This window comes from Brevibacillus nitrificans, from assembly GCF_003710965.1.
GTDB lineage: Bacteria > Bacillota > Bacilli > Brevibacillales > Brevibacillaceae > Brevibacillus > Brevibacillus centrosporus.
The window spans coordinates 1-16,972 of record NZ_RHHU01000020.1 but is presented as its reverse complement, the minus strand read 5'-3'; the positions used below and the strand labels follow the sequence as shown (position 1 = coordinate 16,972).

Annotated in this window: 20 protein-coding genes and 1 pseudogene; all 21 read left to right on the top strand. The window is 51.4% G+C overall.

The annotated features are described in order from the left end of the window. Positions 1-89: 89 nt before the first annotated feature. Positions 90-1,460: an adenosylmethionine--8-amino-7-oxononanoate transaminase gene (gene bioA, locus EDM59_RS26975; protein ID WP_425456045.1), complete on the top strand. Its 1,371-nt coding sequence runs from the start codon at positions 90-92 to the stop codon at positions 1,458-1,460. Further along, entirely contained in the window at positions 1,457-2,191 is a 735-nt protein-coding gene (gene bioD, locus EDM59_RS26970; RefSeq protein WP_122926469.1) for a dethiobiotin synthase, read from the top strand. The genes bioA and bioD overlap by 4 nt, the downstream gene beginning before the upstream one ends. After that, entirely contained in the window at positions 2,188-3,168 is a 981-nt protein-coding gene (gene bioB / locus EDM59_RS26965; RefSeq protein ID WP_122926468.1) for a biotin synthase BioB, read from the top strand. The genes bioD and bioB overlap by 4 nt, the downstream gene beginning before the upstream one ends. 13 nt (positions 3,169-3,181) lie before the next feature. Beyond that, positions 3,182-4,375, top strand: coding sequence for an 8-amino-7-oxononanoate synthase (bioF, locus tag EDM59_RS26960; RefSeq protein ID WP_122926467.1), 1,194 nt, complete (start codon positions 3,182-3,184; stop codon positions 4,373-4,375). Beyond that, complete coding sequence (locus tag EDM59_RS26955) at positions 4,376-5,110, top strand: alpha/beta fold hydrolase (RefSeq protein WP_122926466.1); 735 nt, start codon at positions 4,376-4,378, stop codon at positions 5,108-5,110. Then, complete coding sequence (bioC, locus tag EDM59_RS26950; RefSeq protein WP_122926465.1) at positions 5,091-5,933, top strand: malonyl-ACP O-methyltransferase BioC; 843 nt, start codon at positions 5,091-5,093, stop codon at positions 5,931-5,933. The genes EDM59_RS26955 and bioC overlap by 20 nt, the downstream gene beginning before the upstream one ends. Positions 5,934-5,973: 40 nt before the next feature. Next, positions 5,974-7,164, top strand: a complete 1,191-nt coding sequence (locus EDM59_RS26945) for an acetyl-CoA C-acetyltransferase (protein WP_122926464.1) — start codon at positions 5,974-5,976, stop codon at positions 7,162-7,164. A 145-nt stretch (positions 7,165-7,309) separates the two neighbouring features. Beyond that, complete coding sequence (locus tag EDM59_RS26940; protein WP_092268274.1) at positions 7,310-7,519, top strand: AtpZ/AtpI family protein; 210 nt, start codon at positions 7,310-7,312, stop codon at positions 7,517-7,519. 11 nt (positions 7,520-7,530) lie between these two features. Continuing rightward, positions 7,531-7,899, top strand: a complete 369-nt coding sequence (locus EDM59_RS26935) for an ATP synthase subunit I (protein ID WP_092268273.1) — start codon at positions 7,531-7,533, stop codon at positions 7,897-7,899. 65 nt (positions 7,900-7,964) lie between these two features. Beyond that, positions 7,965-8,780: a F0F1 ATP synthase subunit A gene (gene atpB, locus EDM59_RS26930; protein ID WP_122926463.1), complete on the top strand. Its 816-nt coding sequence runs from the start codon at positions 7,965-7,967 to the stop codon at positions 8,778-8,780. Between the two features lie 54 nt (positions 8,781-8,834). Then, a complete protein-coding gene (gene atpE / locus EDM59_RS26925) occupies positions 8,835-9,056 on the top strand; it encodes a F0F1 ATP synthase subunit C (RefSeq protein ID WP_029100371.1) in 222 nt (73 codons plus the stop codon). Between the two features lie 112 nt (positions 9,057-9,168). Further along, positions 9,169-9,672, top strand: a complete 504-nt coding sequence (gene atpF, locus EDM59_RS26920) for a F0F1 ATP synthase subunit B (protein WP_122926462.1) — start codon at positions 9,169-9,171, stop codon at positions 9,670-9,672. After that, entirely contained in the window at positions 9,669-10,196 is a 528-nt protein-coding gene (locus EDM59_RS26915; RefSeq protein ID WP_122926461.1) for a F0F1 ATP synthase subunit delta, read from the top strand. The genes atpF and EDM59_RS26915 overlap by 4 nt, the downstream gene beginning before the upstream one ends. Before the next feature lie 48 nt (positions 10,197-10,244). Further along, positions 10,245-11,756 carry a F0F1 ATP synthase subunit alpha gene (gene atpA, locus EDM59_RS26910; protein ID WP_092268269.1) on the top strand — a complete coding sequence of 504 codons (1,512 nt, stop codon included), beginning with the start codon at positions 10,245-10,247 and terminating at the stop codon, positions 11,754-11,756. Positions 11,757-11,829: 73 nt separating this feature from the next. Continuing rightward, on the top strand, positions 11,830-12,693 hold the full coding sequence (gene atpG / locus EDM59_RS26905) for an ATP synthase F1 subunit gamma (protein WP_122926460.1): 864 nt from the start codon (positions 11,830-11,832) through the stop codon (positions 12,691-12,693). A 48-nt stretch (positions 12,694-12,741) separates the two neighbouring features. Next, a complete protein-coding gene (atpD, locus tag EDM59_RS26900; RefSeq protein WP_122926459.1) occupies positions 12,742-14,151 on the top strand; it encodes a F0F1 ATP synthase subunit beta in 1,410 nt (469 codons plus the stop codon). A 27-nt stretch (positions 14,152-14,178) separates the two neighbouring features. Continuing rightward, entirely contained in the window at positions 14,179-14,577 is a 399-nt protein-coding gene (locus EDM59_RS26895) for a F0F1 ATP synthase subunit epsilon (protein ID WP_092268266.1), read from the top strand. Positions 14,578-14,794: 217 nt separating this feature from the next. Then, a complete protein-coding gene (locus EDM59_RS26890) occupies positions 14,795-15,535 on the top strand; it encodes a DUF6042 family protein (RefSeq protein ID WP_122926458.1) in 741 nt (246 codons plus the stop codon). Positions 15,536-15,885: 350 nt separating this feature from the next. Beyond that, positions 15,886-16,257 carry an NADH-quinone oxidoreductase subunit A gene (locus EDM59_RS26885; protein WP_092268264.1) on the top strand — a complete coding sequence of 124 codons (372 nt, stop codon included), beginning with the start codon at positions 15,886-15,888 and terminating at the stop codon, positions 16,255-16,257. Next, a complete protein-coding gene (locus EDM59_RS26880) occupies positions 16,248-16,766 on the top strand; it encodes a NuoB/complex I 20 kDa subunit family protein (RefSeq protein ID WP_055745678.1) in 519 nt (172 codons plus the stop codon). Before EDM59_RS26885 ends, EDM59_RS26880 begins: the two co-directional genes overlap by 10 nt. Next, positions 16,763-16,972 (top strand): annotated as a pseudogene (locus tag EDM59_RS31510) (NADH-quinone oxidoreductase subunit C); the annotation flags it as partial. The gene EDM59_RS26880 and the pseudogene EDM59_RS31510, both read left to right, overlap by 4 nt.

Genomic DNA, 16,972 nt, shown 5'->3' with positions numbered 1-16,972 from the left:
TTGTTGCCAAACGAAGGAAAAAGGCTTTGCGAAAATATGTTAACCAAATTAAAATACTAGTTAACAAATAAACGTTAACCAAGGAGGTCATCAAGTTGTTATATTCACCTGAGGAGCTGGCTGCCAAGAACAAGCAGTATCTGTGGCATCCATTTACACAGATGAAGGACTACATAGAAGACGAGCCGCTCATTATTGCCAGAGGAAAAGGTATCAAGCTGTTTGATGTGCATGGAAAGGAATACTACGATGGATTTTCGTCTGTGTGGTTGAATGTGCACGGCCACAACGTTCCAGAGCTGAATCAAGCCATCATCGAGCAGCTCGATCAGGTCGCGCATTCAACTTTGCTAGGGATGGCGAATGTGCCGTCCATCTTGCTGGCAGAGGAGCTGGTACGCCTCGCTCCGGAAGGCTTGACCAAAGTGTTTTACTCAGACAATGGGGCTACCGCTGTAGAAATCTCCTTGAAAATGGCTTTCCAGTATTGGCAAAACCGCGGGAAGCACGAGAGGAAGTCTTTTATCACCATGAGCAATGCCTATCACGGCGATACGATCGGTGCCACGAGTGTTGGTGCGATCCCGCTCTATCATCAGATCTACAAGCCATTGCTATTTTCGCCCTATGTGATCCCATATCCGTACCCATACCGGGATGGCGGAGATGAGGCTGCGGTAAAGAACACACTCGATAGGCTGGAGCAGCTGCTCCAGGAAAAAGGGACGGAGATCGCCGCCATGATTGTGGAGCCGGTGGTGCAGGGCGCGAGCGGGATGATCATCATGCCGGATGGCTGCTTACGGCAGATCGCGGAAATGCTCCAGGCGTACGATGTGCTGCTCATTGCCGACGAAGTAGCAACTGGCTTTGGACGGACGGGGAAGATGTTTGCTTGCGAGCATGATGGGGTAACGCCAGACATTATGGCTGTGGCAAAAGGGCTAACGGGCGGCTATCTGCCGGTTGCCGCTACATTGGTCAAGGAAAAAGTGTACGCGGCTTTTTATGCCGACTACGAGGAGCAAAAAACGTTCTTTCACGGGCATTCGTTTACTGGCAATCCGTTGGGATGTGCGGTCGCCTTGGCTAATCTGCGCTTGATGGAGGAGGGGCGGCTCGTAGAGGGTAGTGTAGAAAAAGCAAAATACCTCGCCGAGCTGTTGCTCCCTTTGGCAGAAGAGGCTCATGTGGGGGACATCCGCCAAAAAGGGCTGATGGCAGGCATTGAGCTCGTGCGGGATAAGGAGACAAAGGAGCCGTTTCACTGGAACGAGCGCATTGGAGTTCGCGTCTGCAAGCTCGCCCGGGAAAAAGGACTGTTGACGCGTCCGTTGGGCAACGTGATCGTGTTCATTCCTCCGCTCGCTTCTACCTGTGAGGAGCTGCGTGACATGATCCGCATTCTCGAGGCGTCGATCAAGGAGGCGAACTCGGCGACAAAGGCGGGATTGGTATGAACGAACAAAGATGTGCTGGCTTATTCATCGCGGGTACCGATACTGGGGTAGGAAAAACGATTGTCACGGCAGGTCTAGCAGCTGCTTTGCGGGAGGATGGACTGGAGATCGGCGTATGGAAGCCCGTGATGTCTGGAGCCCTAGCGCATGAGGAGGGAAGCGATGCAGCCTTTCTTCATACATTCTCAGGTGTTGCAGATCTGCCTGACGAGATCGCTCCTCTCGTCTTTCCACAGCCACTCACCCCACTGCTGGCAGCTAAAGCCGCAAATCATGAGCTGACGATGGAGCAAGTCCTGCAAGGAGGTGAGCTTCTGAAGAAAAGGCATCGATTTTTGCTGGTAGAGGGAGCAGGGGGACTCGCTGTTCCCCTCACGGAGACGGAAATGATGATCGATCTGGCAAGGAAGCTTGAGCTTCCGCTGTTGTTGGTGGCAAGAGCTGGCCTGAGGACCATCAATCATACGCTGCTGTCAGTCTGGTATGCCCGAGAAAAAGGAGTGCCTGTCGCTGGTGTCCTGCTAAACGAGGCGGAAGCAGATCTTGCTGACGACGCCAGTAGGGCGAGCAACGCCAGCATGATTGAACGCTACGGGCAAGTCAAGGTGTGGGGAAGCCTTCCGAGATTGAGGGAGCCGTTTTCTCGTCCGGACCTGATAGTGGCCATACGCCAGCATGTAAATTTGGGGGCCATTGCCGCTCATATTTTGGGAGAAGAGGGGACACGATGATCGATTGGATGAGCTACGCAAAGAAAGCGATACAGAACGAATTGCTGACACGCGAGGAAGCGCTTCACGTTCTGCAGGCACCGGACGACGAGCTATTGCCGCTGCTGCACGCAGCTTTTCGGGTCAGGCAGCATTTTTTTGGCAAAAAGGTAAAGCTGAATATGATTCTAAACGCCAAAAGCGGTCTGTGCCCGGAGGACTGTGGATACTGCTCGCAATCGATCGTGTCAAACGCTCCTGTAGCGAAATACACGCTGTTGGACAAGGAAACGCTGCTGGCAGGTGCCAGAGAAGCGCTGAACCGCAAAGCAGGGACGTATTGCATCGTGGCTTCCGGACGAGGGCCGACGGAAAAAGAGCTGGCGCAGGTCATTGAAGCGGTAGAGGAAATTCGCGATACGATGCCTCTGAAGATTTGTGCTTGTCTGGGGATTCTGAGCAACGAGCAGGCCACGCGATTACAAGCCGCAGGTGTGCATCGCTACAACCACAATCTCAATACGAGCCGTTCCCATTACGGGGACATTACGACCACGCATACGTACGATCAGCGGGTAGACACCGTCGATACGGTGAAAAAAGCCGGCATGTCCCCGTGCTCCGGTGTCATTATCGGGATGGGAGAGAGCGAAGAGGAAATCGTGGAGATGGCGCAGGCATTAAGAGAGCTGGATGCCGACTCGATTCCTGTCAATTTTTTAAATGCAATTCCGGGGACTCCCCTCGAAGCTTATGGACGGACGCCTGTTAGAAAAGCACTCAAGGTGCTCGCCTTGTTCCGCTTTCTCTGTCCCACCAAGGAAATTCGTGTGGCAGGAGGAAGAGAGGTCAACCTGCGGTCCCTGCAGCCACTTGCGCTGTATGCAGCCAATTCGTTATTTGTAGGCGATTATTTGACGACTCCAGGGCAGGAAATTACGTCGGACCACCAGATGATTGAAGATCTGGGATTTGAAATCGAGCTGTGTGCGCTTTAGGAAGGTGTTTGAAATGCTAGATCGATACGCTTGGCTGAATGAAGAGTATGAGCGATTGGAACAGCAGGCGCTGGCAAGGCACATACGTAGTGTGGATTCCGTGCTGGGAGATCGAGGAGCGTGGATCCGCGTTGCAGGCAAAACGCTGTTGAATCTATCGTCCAACAATTATTTGGGACTTGCCCATGATTCGCGGCTGAAGGCGGCAGCGATAGAGGCGATCGAGCTGTGGGGGACGGGAGCGACTGCTTCCCGTCTCATAACAGGTAGCTGCGCCTTGTATACCGAGCTGGAGCAGCGATTGGCAGCGTGGAAAGAGCGTGAAGCAGCTTTGGTGTTTGCGAGCGGCTATCAGGCGAATACGGGCGTCATCTCTGCTTTGGTTGGCAGAGGAGATGCCGTATTCAGTGATCGCCTCAATCATGCCAGCATCGTGGATGGAATCGTCCAAAGCCGCGCCGAGCATTACCGCTACCGTCACAACGATCCCGAGCATCTGGCGTATTTGCTGGAGAAGCACCAGGGAGCCCGCCGAAAACTGATCGTGACAGACACGGTCTTTTCGATGGATGGAGATACAGCTTTGTTACCCGATCTGGTTGACTTGAGGGCTCGCTATGGGGCACTTCTGATGGTAGACGAGGCTCATGCAGGAGGTGTGCTTGGAGAGCGTGGAGAAGGGCTCTGTCACGCCCTAGGGCTGCACAGGGAGATCGATGTGATTATGGGGACGTTCAGCAAAGCGTTTGGGGCATACGGAGGCTATATTTGCGCTGATCATAGCGTGGTTCGGTATCTTGCTGCCAAATCACGGCCGCTCATCTATTCGACAGCCCTGCCGCCGGCGGTGCTTGCTTCCGTGCAAACAGCATTGACCATTGTGATGAAGGACGCAGAGAGACGAAAAAGCCTGCAGGCAAAGGCGAAATGGCTTCGCGAACGGCTGGCATCGTACGGCTTTTCCGTAGGGGAGGGAGATACTCCCATCATCCCGTTGATCATCGGTGATAACGAAAAAACACTTCGCTACAGCCGCAAGCTGGAGGAAATGGGGATCGCTGCCGTCGCGATTCGTCCGCCTACTGTGCCAGTGGGGACTTCGCGGATCCGTCTCACAGTGATGGCGACACATACCTGGGCAGAACTGGAATGGGCAGCAGACCAACTGCAGAGTATCCGGGTCGATCTGGAAGGAGGGATCGGGTAAATGGCAACCCAAACCGTCTTACTGTGGCTGGCGGGCTGGGGGATGTCCAACGACCTTTGGCACCCGATTCAGGCGCGATTTCCTACCTGTCATCATGTCACACCCGACTTCACACGCGCGACGCATCCAAAAGATTTTATGGCGGTGATAGAAAAGGAAGCAAGAGCGGTCGGCCATGGAAGGCTGTTCGTGATTGGATGGTCGATGGGAGGGATGCTCGCCCAGCGTCTCGCCGCAAGCGTACCTATCCATGGAATGGTTCTGATCAGTACAGGGAGCAGATTTGTTCGACCGAAAGAAGAACGGAGCAAAGGATGGCCCAAGGCTTCGCTGCTGAGAATGGAGCGCGGACTGATTGAAAATAGAGAGCGTGTGTGGGGAGATTTTTTCGAGAGCATTGCTACCGAAAAGGAGAGAGGGGAGCAGAAGGACGCGTTTCTGGCATCGCGGGTAAACGAATGGTCCACGGAAGCACTTTTGGCGGGACTCGCCTACTTGCGAGAAGAGGACTGCGGCCAGCTATGCGGCTCTTTAGACGTCCCGGTGACGATCATACATGGAAAGAACGATACGATCTGGCCGTTTGCAGCAGGAGCGGAATTGGCGGAGGGCCAGCCTCAAGCGGAGCTGGTGCCAATAGAAGACTGCGGACATGCACCACCCGTTTTTTATCCGGAAATCGTAACGCTTGCTGTGCAGAGGATGGTGGAGAGTGATGGAGAAGGCAAGGCTTAAAAGCCGGTTCAGCCAAAAGGCGAGTAGCTATGATCGCTACGCGCTGGTTCAAAAGGAGATGGCAGTCCAGCTGCAAAAGCTCACATGCGCGGCGGTAGAACCGGATCAAGTCGCGAGGCTATTGGAAGTGGGATGCGGCACAGGGGGTCTCACACGAATGCTCCGCAGATATTTTGCCGAGTCCGCCTATCAGTCGATGGACATCGCACGAGGAATGCTGGAGCAGGCAAAGCGTAGTCTGCAGGCTGAAGGCATGGATTGCGAGTTTCTGCATGCTGATATCGAAGAATGGGTCTGGGAGCAGCCCCCAAAGACGTACGATCTGATCGTGTCCGGTGCCTGCTTTCAATGGCTCGCCCATCCGGCAAAGACTTTAAGGGGCATGGCAAAGCTGCTTCGCCCGGGGGCGCCGCTTCTTTTTTCGACTTTCGGTCCAGCGACTTTTCAGGAGCTTCATGCTTCGTATAGGTATGCGCATCGTAGTCTAGGGCAGAATGAGGTTCGTCACGGTTTATCGTTTGTCACATCTGAGCAGTGGGAGCGCATGCTAAGAGATGCTGGTATGGAAGACATTCGCACTACCACGCGAAAAGCAGTGCTATCCTATCCCTCCGTCCTCGAGTTTCTGCATGCGGTCAAATCAATAGGGGCAAATGCGAGCCAGGAAAGAGAGCAAGGACTGGGGCAAAGAAAGCTTTTGGCAGAGATGATCGGTTATTATGAACGTACATATGCCTTCGATCACGGCATTCCGGTCACATACGATTTGCTTTATATTCAAGCAAGTCGAAGCAGGAATCTGAGCACAAACATGGAATCATAGGAAAGTTGGCTAACATGATTATTCCGGGGAGTGTTTGAATATGAGTCAAAGAGAAATCGTTATTGCGAGTGCTGTCCGCACTGCTATAGGGAGCTTTCAAGGCACGCTGTCTGGTGTAAGCGCTACAAAACTGGGAGGAATCGTGCTTGAAGCAGCTCTGGAGCGGGCAGGGGTACCCAAGGAAGCTGTGGACGAGGTCATCATGGGGAACGTACTCCAGGCTGGTCTGGGCCAAAACCCTGCACGTCAAGCTTCCATCCAAGCTGGTTTGGCAAATGAAGTTCCTTCCCTGACCATTAACAAAGTGTGCGGCTCAGGTCTGAAAGCGGTACACTTGGCCGTACAGGCGATTCTCAGCGGTGATTCTGAAGTGGTACTCGCAGGTGGCATGGAAAACATGAGCCAGGCGCCGTACCTTTTGGAAGGCGCACGCAACGGCTACCGCATGGGAGATCAAAAAGTAGTAGATTCCATGATCCGCGATGGTCTGTGGTGTGCTTTCAACGACTATCACATGGGGATCACGGCAGAAAATCTTTGCAGCAAATACGAGATTGGCCGCGACGAGCAGGACGAATTTGCCGCGTGGAGTCAGCAAAAGGCGCAAAAGGCGATTGAAACCGGCCGCTTCCAGGAAGAGATCGTCCCAGTGGCCATTCCACAGAGAAAAGGCGATCCTGTCCTATTCGCTGTGGATGAATTCCCGCGTGCAGGCGTTACCGCAGAAGCGCTGGGCAAGCTGAAGCCAGCCTTTAAAAAAGACGGTACCGTCACGGCGGGCAACGCTTCGGGAATCAATGACGGCGCAGCTGCTCTCTTGATTATGACAAAAGAAAAGGCTGACGAGCTTGGCGTCAAGCCGTTAGCGCGCATTATCGCCAATGCCAGCGCTGGTGTAGATCCGAGCATCATGGGCTACGGACCGGTTCCGGCTACCGAGAAGGTGCTGAAGAAGGCGGGCTTGTCGATTGCCGACATCGACCTGATCGAAGCGAACGAAGCGTTTGCCGTTCAATCCTTGTCCGTTGGAAAAGCACTCGGCTTCGATTCGGAGAAGGTAAATGTGAACGGAGGAGCGATTGCTCTGGGGCATCCGATCGGTGCGAGCGGCGCCCGAATTTTAGTTACCCTTATTCACGAATTACATAAGCGTGAAGGGGTAAAATATGGGTTAGCGACTCTTTGCATTGGCGGCGGACAGGGAGTAGCGACGGTCATTGAGAAACTGTAGTATTTTCAATAGTTTTCAATTGTGAACGCTTTGTGTACAGAACGGGTCGAACGTTGACAAAGGGAATAATCTTTCGTTAATATGGATGAGGGCAAAGGGGCGCTTGACACCTGCCCTCTCCTTATGTCTGAAAGGAGAATGTCCTGTGTCGAAAATTGATAATCCATGGCGAGCCATCACACTGGTTACTTTAATTGGTGTCGATATGGCAATTTGTGTGATTGCAGGGGTATTTCTGGGTAAATATCTGGATGGCCTTTTCGCTTCCAATCCGCTGTTTTTGATGATTGGATTGCTCGCAGGATTAGGTATAGGCGTGTACAGCGTCTACCGCATCATTCGCGGGTACCTCTAGGGAGATGGGACATGCAAACGTTTACTTTGGCTATGCGAGCCACTTTTCGCTATGCCTTTTTCTGTATGGCGATAGCTGCGATACTCTGGGCAGTGTTGCCATCGTATCGATTCTTTTTGCAAGGCCTCCTTTTAGGGATGGTCTGCAGTCTCGTGAATGGAACTGTCCTCTTCAGCAAAACCTGGCGTATCGGTCAGATGGCTGTCGATCCAAGTGTACGGCCTAAAGGGACTGGCATGCTACAACGCCTCATCGTCGCGGGCTTTGCTGTCTTCCTGACGATGCGATTCCCTCATTTATTTGGACTTGCTGGCGTTTTGATAGGGTTGTTCCTCTTTCAGGCTCTTAGTTTCCTTTTTGTGTATCGCTCCTTTAAATAGATATCTGCATTTCTTTTTTACATGTATGCGAAAAACTACTCGCGCGGAAGAAAGGGGTGAAATACATGCATTATTCTCTGCGATTTGAATGGCTGGGCATGGTATTTGACATCTCCACTATTCTCATGATTCTGGTAACCTCTCTGGTGGTACTCTTCATGTGTATCGGTATGACCCGCAAGCTGACCTCCGCTACTCCAAGCGGCGCGCAAAACGTGATGGAATGGATTGTGGACTTTGTCACCGGTATTACGAAGAGCTACATCACACCGAAGAAAGCTGCGGGTTTTGTCTCCTTGGCACTCACGTTGTTCCTGTACATCTTCTTGGGGAACCAGTTGGGACTTTTGTTCAACGTGAACACGGCTCACCACAATAGTCATGGCCAAGAGGTAAGCCAAGGTTTCATCGACATGCTGACAATTTCCACTAGCGATGAAATGAAACAGCAAAAGCTGGAAAAAGTAACGGAAGAGTTGAACTCTACCGATCCGCATGCACACGGTGTGGTAATTGGTTGGTGGAAATCGCCTACCGCAACGCCGAGCGTTACCTTCGCTTTGGCACTCATCGTTCTTCTCTACTCTCACTACCTGGGAATCAAGAAGAGCTTTGGCGGTTGGCTGAAACATACATTCCTGAACCCGATTCACATTCTCGAGGAGTTCATCATTAAGCCGTTGACGCTTCCTTTGCGTCTATTCGGTAACATCTTTGCAGGTGAGGTTTTGATTGCCTTCCTGCTGAGTGTAGGAATCTTCGGCAGCATCCCGCTGTTTATCTGGCTGGGTTACTCCGTATTCGTAGGTTCCGTACAAGCGTTCATTTTCACAACGCTTGCAATGGTGTACCTCTCGCAGCAAGTGAACGAAGATCATTAATCGGCAATTTCCGTATTTCATTCTTTTTTACAACACTAAGGAGGTTTTTAAACAATGGAAGGTTTGGCTCTTGCAATCGGTATCGTATTTGGTCTTGCTGCTCTTGGTGCGGCAATCGGTAACTCCCTGGTAATCTCTCGTACAATTGAAGGCGTAGCTCGCCAACCTGAAGCGCGTGGTAACCTGATGGGTCTCATGTTCCTGGGTCTTGGTCTGGTAGAGGCAGTTCCGATCATCGCTGTAGCGATCGGTTTCATCCTCTTTGGTCGTCTGTAAGCGAGCAACGGAAACGATAGGCGGGCGCTTGTTACCCGCCTCTATTTTTGGAACCAGCGGTAAATGAATCCGTGAAGATACATCTTTCTTTTCGCAGGAAGGAGTGAAACGAATGCTCGACTTTGGTGCTGTATCCCTGGAATGGGGAACACTATTAACCCAAGCAATTGTATTCTTGTTGTTGTTGCTGGCTGTTCGTAAATTCGCCATGGGCCCGATCGTAGGCATGATGGAAAAACGCCGTCAGCATATCGCAAATGAAATCTCCTCGGCTGAGCGCAACCGTAATGAAGCGGAAGCACTGCTCGCTGAGCAACGTCGTGTACTGGATGAAGCACGTGCTGAATCCAAAGCGATCATCGACCGTGCTGCAAAGCAAGCGTCTGATGAAGCTAGCAAAATCGTAGCGGAAGCTCAAGCTGCTTCCGAGCGCATGAAAGCTGATGCAAGTGCTGAACTGGCTCGTGAAGTAGAAAAAGCGAAGCTGGAACTGCGTGAGCAAATGACTAGCCTTTCCGTACTCTTGGCTTCCAAGATCATCGAGAAAGAACTGGACGAAGCTGCGCAAAAGTCTACTGTTGACAAATTTCTCGCTCAAGTGGGAGATCGCCTATGAGTAGCGCTGTAGGAAAACGTTATGCTCGCGCTCTCTTCGATGTAGCGAGCGAGCGTGGCAAGATCGATCAGGTAGAAGCAGACCTCGGTGCGATCGTGCAAGCTGTCGAGCAGAATGCCGATCTGAGCAAGATCATGCATCATCCGCACATTGCTGCTGATGCAAAAATCAAGCTGGTAGACGAACTGTTCAAAAGTCATGTAGGGGAAGAAAGCTTCAACTTTCTAAACGTACTGATTGAAAATGGACGGGAAGCGGAACTGGCGGCGATTTACAGTTCCTTTGTGAAGCTGGCGAACGACGCACGTGGCATCGCGGATGCGATCGTGACGAGCGCGAAACCGCTCACATCTGAAGAACAAGCAGAGTTGGCTGAGAAGTTCGGTCAAACCTTGAATAAAAAATTGCGTTTGACGGCAGTGGTAGACCCAGCAATCCTCGGAGGCATCGTGATCAAGATCGGTGACCGTCTGTATGATGGCAGCCTGAAAACGAAGTTGGAAACCTTTGCGCATCAAGCGTAAAGCTGGCAGTACCTCTACTAAGAAGTTGGATGAATGGGGTGAATGTAAGTGAGTGCAATCAGACCAGAAGAGATTAGCTCCCTCATCAAAGAGCGGATCGCTAACTTTAAATCTGAAATCGAAGTTGTGGATGTAGGCACAGTCATCCAGGTAGGTGACGGTATCGCCCGCGTTCACGGTTTGGAAAAGGCCATGCAAGGGGAGCTCCTCGAGTTCCAAAATGGCGTAATGGGTATGGTACTCAACTTGGAAGAAGACAACGTGGGTGTCGTTATTATGGGACCTTTCCGCGACATTAAGGAAGGCGATACTGTAAAACGTACCGGCCGCGTAATGGAAGTTCCAGTTGGGGAAGGAATGCTCGGCCGCGTAGTAAACCCACTGGGTCAACCAATCGACGGCCAGGGTCCTATCGCAAACAACGGTTTCCGCCCAATCGAGAGCCCGGCTCCTGGTGTTATGGCGCGTAAATCCGTACACGAACCACTCCAAACAGGTATCAAAGCGATCGACGCGATGATCCCGGTTGGTCGTGGACAGCGTGAGTTGATCATTGGAGACCGCCAAACAGGTAAAACTGCAGTAGCGCTCGACACGATCATCAACCAAAAAGGTCAAAACATGATTTGTATCTACGTAGCAATCGGTCAAAAGCAGTCCACTGTTGCAAACATCGTAGAAACGCTGCGTAAAGCAGGCGCTCTTGAATACACCATCATCGTATCCGCTACAGCTTCTGACCCAGCTCCGATGCTGTACCTGGCTCCTTACACTGGCGTAACCATGGGTGAATACTTCATGTACAAAGGACAACATGTCCTCTGCGTATACGATGACCTGTCCAAACAGGCTTCTGCATACCGCGAGATGTCCCTGTTGCTCCGCCGTCCTCCAGGTCGTGAGGCTTATCCTGGTGACGTATTCTACTTGCACTCCCGTTTGCTGGAGCGCGCTGCGAAACTGTCCGATGAATTGGGTGGCGGTTCTATTACTGCTCTTCCTTTCATCGAAACACAAGCAGGCGATATCTCCGCTTACATTCCAACCAACGTGATCTCCATCACGGACGGTCAGATCTTCCTGGAGACAGACTTGTTCAACGCAGGTCAACGTCCAGCGGTGAATACCGGTCTTTCCGTATCCCGTGTAGGTGGTTCCGCGCAAATCAAGGCGATGAAAAAGGTAGCAGGTCCACTCAAGCTTGAGTTGGCTCAATACCGTGAGCTCGCTGCTTTCGCTCAGTTCGGTTCCGATCTGGACAAAGCAACCCAAGCTCGTCTGACCCGTGGTGAGCGCTTGATGGAAATCATGAAACAAGGTCAGTTCGATCCAATGCCTGTTGAGAAGCAAGTTGCTTCTATCTATACAGCTACAAAAGGTTTCCTGGATGATATTCCAGTTGGCGACGTAGGCCGCTTTGAGAAGGAGCTTCTGTCCTATCTGGATTCCAACAAACCGCAATTGTTGGAGCATATCCGGACTACGAAAGAACTTCCAGATGAAAAAGAATTCAACGCAGCGATCGAAGAGTTCAAAAAAGGCTTTTCGGTAACTCGCTAATCGCGAACGATTGACATCAGATGCATGCCGGGCGCTCTCGCTCGGCCATGCGTCCTCAAGGTGGTGAAAACGAGTGGCTAAAGGAATACGTGAGATTCGACGCAGTATCAAGAGTACGAAAAATACGCGCCAAATCACGAAAGCGATGAAAATGGTGGCAGCTGCAAAGCTTCGCCGCAACCAGGAGAAAGCAGAAGCGGCACGTCCGTACGCTGACAAAATCCAGGAAGTGATTTCTAGCATTGCGAGCGGTAACACTGGTTCCAAGCATCCAATGCTCCAATCCCGTCCTGTGAAAAAGACTGGTTACATCGTCATCACTTCCGACCGTGGTCTTGCAGGTGGTTACAACGCAAACATGCTTCGCGCTGTAGTCAACACCATTGCTGAAAAGCACAAGTCCAAGGATGAGTATGGCATTTTTGTTATCGGACGCAAAGGTCGCGATTTCTTCCGTAAACGTAATTACTCGGTGATGGAAGAGGTTACGGGTCTGCCAGCCAGCCCATCCTTTGGCGATATCAAGAAAATTGCAGGCGCGGCAGTCCAAATGTTCACGGATGAGCAAATCGACGAGCTGTACCTCTGCTACAACAAGTTCCAGAGTGCAATTTCGCAAATACCTACCGTAAAACGCTTGCTGCCGTTGGAGGCTCCCGAGAGCACAAACGACCGCAAAATGAATTACGAGTATGAGCCGTCCTCGGAAGAAGTACTGGCCGATCTGCTGCCAAAATATGCGGAGACACTGGTGTACAGTGCGCTTCTGGAAGCGAAGGCTTCCGAAGAAGGTTCCCGTATGACTGCAATGGGCAACGCGACAGATAACGCAACGGACATGATCAACCGTTACACGTTGATTTACAACCGTGCCCGTCAGGCAGCCATTACTCAAGAGATTTCCGAGATCGTCGCAGGTGCAAACGCACAGGCGTAATGGCAGCGAATAGCTCCCAATTCAGCTTTACAGGAGGGAAGAAGTAAGATGGCGAATGGACGCGTGGTTCAGGTAATGGGTCCGGTTGTTGACATCGAGTTCGATCGTGGACACCTGCCTGCCATTTACAATGCGATCAAGATTCAACATAAAGCACAAAGCGCTGGCGAGCGCGACATCGACTTGACCGTTGAGGTTGCGACTCACCTGGGTGATAACATGGTTCGTACCGTAGCAATGTCTTCCACCGACGGTTTGGTTCGCGGTATGGAAGCTGTTGATACTGGTGCAGCTATTTCCGTTCCAGTAGGTGCAGTAACTCTCGGACGCGTATTCAACGTACTCGGCGAACCGATTGACCTGCAAGAACTGGGTCAAGTAGATCGTCGTGACCCGATTCACCGCAAAGCTCCTGAGTTCGTTGAGCAAGCGACTACTGTTGAAATCCTTGAAACAGGAATCAAGGTTATTGACCTGTTGGCTCCTTACATCAAGGGTGGTAAGATCGGTCTGTTCGGTGGTGCGGGTGTAGGTAAAACCGTTACTATTCAAGAGCTGATCAACAACATCGCGCAAGAACACGGCGGTATTTCCGTATTCGCTGGTGTAGGTGAGCGTACCCGTGAAGGTAACGACCTGTACCACGAGATGAAAGACGCAGGCGTTCTGCCGAAAACCGCGATGGTATTCGGACAAATGAACGAACCACCTGGTGCACGTCTTCGTGTAGCACTGACCGGTTTGACCATGGCGGAATATTTCCGTGATGAAGAAGGCCGCGACGTACTCTTGTTTATCGACAACATCTTCCGCTTTACTCAAGCGGGTTCTGAAGTATCCGCTCTCCTCGGCCGTATGCCATCCGCGGTAGGTTACCAACCAACATTGGCTACCGAAATGGGTCAGCTGCAAGAGCGTATTACTTCCACGAAAAAAGGTTCCGTAACGTCTATTCAAGCGATCTACGTACCAGCGGATGACTATACTGACCCGGCTCCTGCTACTACGTTTGCTCACTTGGACGCTACGACTAACCTGGAGCGTTCCATCGCTGAGTTGGGTATCTTCCCTGCGGTAGACCCACTCGCATCTACTTCCCGTGCTCTGTCCCCGGACGTTGTAGGTCAAGAACACTACGATGTAGCACGTGGCGTACAAAAAATCCTGCAACGTTATAAAGAGTTGCAAGATATCATCGCAATCTTGGGTATGGACGAATTGAGCGATGAAGACAAGCAAGTAGTTGGACGCGCACGCCGCATTCAACGTTTCCTGTCCCAATCCTTCCACGTTGCCGAGCAATTTACCGGTAACCCTGGTCAATACGTTCCACTGAAAGATACAGTTCGTAGCTTCAAAGAAATCCTCGAAGGTAAGCACGACCACCTGCCAGAGGGCGCGTTCCTGTATGTTGGTACGATTGAAGAAGCGGTAGAAAAAGCGAAGTCCATGGCGTAAGACACCCTGGAAAGGGGAGACCAGTAAGTGAGCAAGATGACAGTTGAAGTCGTAACTCCTGAACGGGTTGTCTACAGCGGTCAAGCTGAAATGGTCATCGCCCGCGGTGTAGTAGGGGATCTCGGTATTTTGCCGAATCACATGCCGCTGGTGAGCCCGCTGAAAACAGCGCCAGTTCGGATCAAAACAGAAGGCGAAAAAGAAGTGAAGATGGCAGTGAGCGGCGGCTTCATGGAAGTGCGCGGCGACAAAGTAACCATCCTCGCTGAAACGGCTGAATTGCCAGGTGACATCGATGTAGAACGTGCGCAGGCTGCAAAAGGCCGTGCGGAAAAGCGTTTGTCCGAGAAGTACCCTGACCTTGACTTCCAAAGAGCAGAGCGTGCCCTGCAACGTGCGATGGCTCGTCTCGACGTAACGAAGTAAGTAGCAAGAAGCTGGGATCCCCGCGGCCATGTGGTTGCGGGGATTTTTCGTTCAAATTGAATGAACTGGAACTGTTTGGGGGCATGATATTTCCAGTTGGTAATTGCCTGTGGTTTCTGTGTATAATAGACCTAATGCCCTGCCGACAAGCGTAATTGTAAGGATGACATCGGGATGAAGCGGCATTGGCTATTGGGGAAAAAGGAGAGTAGTAGTGATGCAAACCATTCGCGATATCCGCCAGAGCAACGAAGGCGTAGTAATTCCCAGCAGCTATACAGCAAACGGCTGGTCTAGCGTGCTGTCTCATGAGATGAATGTATTGTTCCAAGCGTTGTGCTATGTAACCACCAAATATGAAACAAAAGCAGAAATGGAAGCGGCTTTGAAGGAGTTTAAAGCTCTGGAAGGCACATTCACTGCTCCTGTAAAAAAGCAGTTCAAATCCGAAGAAGACTACAATGGCTACGTGAACCTCTTGAAGCGTTTCAAGGCGTTTTTGAGCCGTTCCAACTATGAGTATCCGACTTCTCTGGAAGAAGCGGTTGCTCTCTTCGAAAAATGGGGCCTGGTCATCGATAAAGGGGATGTTTGGGACGTACCGGTTTATCCGTTCCCGGACGCTGCTGATCTGTTCCAATTGAACGAAGCAGAAACATTGGCTCTGGCACACGTGAAGCTCGAGGCATTGGTTCATCCGATCTTTAGCCGCTTGATCATGATGCTTCATGAGAAAGACGAAAACAGCTTCACGCTCTCGAAAACTGAGCTGAAAAGCATGCTGAACACGAACGACGAAATGTTGGCTGAGGTTTTGATCAAATTGACGCCATACATGGAAGAAGCAGTAGAAGGCATTCTGGAGATTCCAGAAGACGAGAGCATGACTTTCACCGTTGTGTGGGAGCGTGTATACGAGGATTTCCTCGGCGAGCAGTTCTCGAAAAACGTGCAATAAAGCAAACAAGGGTGATCGGACAAGCCGATTGCTTTGGTCATCAAGGTTTGAAGAGTGGACCCAGAGAAATTTCTCTGGGTTTTTTCCTATATATGGATTTGTTTCGAGGCTTTCGTTAGACACTTATTGGGCGATTTGATATAATGATAAAGGTATTTTTTTCTATCTGGATCAGATTGTAGCACATGAAAAAAGGACGATTTGATTCAGGAGTTCTTCCAGTATCAGAGATGTCAACAGCCGTACCTACACCCGTATACTGCAGGCAGTACCCTTTGAGAGGAGTGTCGACTCCAGCAGAGGGCACGTAGTAAAGGATTCATACCTTGCACAGAGCGGAGGGAACGTGGGTGAATGACATTTATACCAACAATTATGTCATTGTCGCCATCTTTTTGATCCTTGGTGTGTTATTGCCCGTGGCTACTGTCAGTTTCATCGGTCCGCTGTTACGCCCAAAGAAACCAACACGGGAGAAGCAAACAACTTATGAAAGCGGTAACATTCCAGTTGGGGACAGTTGGGTACGCTTCAATGTGAAGTACTACATCTTTGCGCTCATGTTTGTGATTTTTGACGTAGAAACACTCTTTCTGTACCCGTGGGCCGTCGCTTACAACCAGCTAGGTCTGTTTGCCCTAGTCGAGATGGTCATCTTTATATCCTTGTTGGTAGTAGGATTGATCTACGCGTGGAGAAAGAAGGTGCTGGAATGGAACTAGATCTGACAAGCATTGCGCCTGAACTGCAGGAGGAACTGGATCGCAACGTCATGTTTACGACGTTGGAGACGGTAAAAGGCTGGGTACGCAGCAACTCGCTGTGGCCATTGACATTTGGTCTCGCCTGTTGCGCGATTGAGATGATGGGAACAGGTGGAGCTCGTTATGACCTCGACCGTTTTGGTGTGATTTTCCGTGCTTCTCCTCGCCAGTCAGACGTCATGATCGTGGCGGGGACGGTAACGAAGAAAATGGCGCCGTTGTTGCGCCGATTGTACGATCAAATGCCGGAGCCGAAATGGGTGATCGCCATGGGGTCCTGTGCGACGGCTGGAGGCCCATACGTGCGGTCTTATAGCGTGGTAAAAGGGGTCGATCAGGTCGTTCCGGTTGACGTGTATATTCCAGGGTGCCCACCGAATCCGGCAGCGCTGATCTATGGCATTAACAAGCTGCAAGAAAAGATTCGCTATGAGGCGAAGACTGGGAAGCAGGTGACCAGTCAATGAGCGAGGAGAAGCGCAGGCCAACGCCGGAGGAAAAGGCGCAGGCGGCAGCCGAGGCTCGTGCCAAAGCTGAAGCTTTGCGAAAATTAAGAGAACAAGAAGCGGCGGGGGAAGCTTCCCAGGAAGCAGCTTCGCAAAAGGAAGAGCAAGGCGATAATGCTGCTCCAGAATCGGCCCCAACCCCAGCCCCAGCGAAGCCGGTGTCCGAG

Excerpts from the sequence above, each read along its gene's own strand:
- bioC (WP_122926465.1), top strand. The coding sequence starts at position 5,091 with ATGGAGAAGGCAAGGCTTAAAAGCCGGTTCAGCCAAAAGGCGAGTAGC.
- atpD (WP_122926459.1), top strand. The coding sequence starts at position 12,742 with ATGGCGAATGGACGCGTGGTTCAGGTAATGGGTCCGGTTGTTGACATC.
- atpE (WP_029100371.1), top strand. The coding sequence starts at position 8,835 with ATGGAAGGTTTGGCTCTTGCAATCGGTATCGTATTTGGTCTTGCTGCT.
- EDM59_RS26890 (WP_122926458.1), top strand. The coding sequence starts at position 14,795 with ATGCAAACCATTCGCGATATCCGCCAGAGCAACGAAGGCGTAGTAATT.
- EDM59_RS26945 (WP_122926464.1), top strand. The coding sequence starts at position 5,974 with ATGAGTCAAAGAGAAATCGTTATTGCGAGTGCTGTCCGCACTGCTATA.
- EDM59_RS26880 (WP_055745678.1), top strand. The coding sequence starts at position 16,248 with ATGGAACTAGATCTGACAAGCATTGCGCCTGAACTGCAGGAGGAACTG.
- bioB (WP_122926468.1), top strand. The coding sequence starts at position 2,188 with ATGATCGATTGGATGAGCTACGCAAAGAAAGCGATACAGAACGAATTG.
- atpF (WP_122926462.1), top strand. The coding sequence starts at position 9,169 with ATGCTCGACTTTGGTGCTGTATCCCTGGAATGGGGAACACTATTAACC.
- EDM59_RS26955 (WP_122926466.1), top strand. The coding sequence starts at position 4,376 with ATGGCAACCCAAACCGTCTTACTGTGGCTGGCGGGCTGGGGGATGTCC.
- bioF (WP_122926467.1), top strand. The coding sequence starts at position 3,182 with ATGCTAGATCGATACGCTTGGCTGAATGAAGAGTATGAGCGATTGGAA.
- bioD (WP_122926469.1), top strand. The coding sequence starts at position 1,457 with ATGAACGAACAAAGATGTGCTGGCTTATTCATCGCGGGTACCGATACT.
- EDM59_RS26915 (WP_122926461.1), top strand. The coding sequence starts at position 9,669 with ATGAGTAGCGCTGTAGGAAAACGTTATGCTCGCGCTCTCTTCGATGTA.
- atpB (WP_122926463.1), top strand. The coding sequence starts at position 7,965 with ATGCATTATTCTCTGCGATTTGAATGGCTGGGCATGGTATTTGACATC.
- EDM59_RS26935 (WP_092268273.1), top strand. The coding sequence starts at position 7,531 with ATGCAAACGTTTACTTTGGCTATGCGAGCCACTTTTCGCTATGCCTTT.